We start from the raw sequence: 1,348 nt of genomic DNA, 5'->3' as shown, positions 1-1,348 counted from the left end.
TGAGTGGACCATCAGTTAGCGCGTTCGGTACATCTGCTGACCAACTGCCATCGGCTTGTACTGTCGCGGTGAACGTTTCTGTGTTATCTGCATCCGTGACGTTAATCGTTATAACCGTGCCTGCTGGCGCGTTTGATGTCCCGCTAATTGTTGGTGTGCTGTTATTCGTGGCGCCCACGGTATCCAGTGTTAATGTCGGTGCTAAGGTATCAAGAGTGCCTGATTGAACTGCGCCACCAGTGTTGCCTGCATCATCGGTGATACTGGCTTGTACGGTGTAGCTGCCATCTGGTAATTCAGGGCTGGTTGCTTGCCAATTACCGCTGGCATCAACGGTGGCAGTGATTGGGTGCTCATCACCGTTACTGTCGGTAATAATAATGTTGATAACCGTGCCTTCAGGCTCTGTTGAGGTACCACTAATGACTGGCGTGCTGTCATTGCCAAGGCCCAGTGCATCCACGCTCACAACCGGGGTGATGGTATCCACGTTGCCACTGCTGTTTGCTGTACTCTCATTGCCTGCAGCATCCGTAATACTGGCGCTTACAGTAAAGTCACCTTGCGCAAGCGCACTTGGGATTTCAATGTCCCAGTGGCCATCACTTTCAACGGTGGTGGTAATGGTTTGCACTACGCCGTCGCTGTCGGTCACGGTGAGTGTAACAGTGCCGCCAATTTCGTTACTGGTGCCTTGTAATGTCGGTGTTAGGTCGTTTACATCACCTACATTTTGTATCGTAAGCGTTGGCGCTTGCGTGTCGATGGTGGTGGTATCACTCGCGGTGGTTTCGTTGCCGACACTGTCGCGTACACTCACTTCAATGGTGCTTTCACCTTCGCTTAGCGGTGTGGTTGGAGTGGCACTCCAATTGCCATCCGCATCCACAAGCGCAGTGATGGTTTGTGGGTTGCCTGCGCTATCAGTAACCACTATGGTCACTTGCGCGCCCTCACCTGCGTCACTTGTGCCGCTTATGATTGGCGTGTTGCTGTCGCTTTGTGCTGCAACATCAACAGTGAGTGTCGGTGGCGTATTATCAAAGTCGTCTGAGCTAATTGTACGGGTATTACCTGCGGCATCGGTCGCTGTTGCGATCACTGAGCCTAAGTTCAGTAATGAGATATCAATACCAGTCAGTGACCAGTTACCATTGGCGTCAGTGGTTGTGGTGTAACTTACGCCCACACCGCCGCCAACAAGTTGCTCAGTAATGGTAATTTCACGGCCAGCCGGTAAATCAGAGGTGCCGTTTAATAACACCAATGAGCCCAATAAGAAGGTAGGTGTAAATGCTAAATCTGGCGGTGTTATATCTACTTCGCCTGTATCTGTACCTGTACCTGT

General features: G+C 51.3%; 1 protein-coding gene. It reads right to left on the bottom strand.

Annotation, left to right across the window (positions count from 1 at the left end):
* Positions 1–1,348, bottom strand: a 1,348-nt coding sequence (locus tag GQR38_RS19880; protein ID WP_206006343.1) for an Ig-like domain-containing protein, incomplete at both ends; no start/stop codon positions are given.

Origin of the sequence: Pseudoalteromonas sp. c7(2019) (genome assembly GCF_011378625.1) — a bacterium.
In the GTDB taxonomy this organism is placed as follows: Bacteria; Pseudomonadota; Gammaproteobacteria; order Enterobacterales; family Alteromonadaceae; genus Pseudoalteromonas; species Pseudoalteromonas arctica.
Note: the sequence above shows the minus strand (reverse complement) of the source record. Positions and strands in the feature narration are given on the sequence as shown.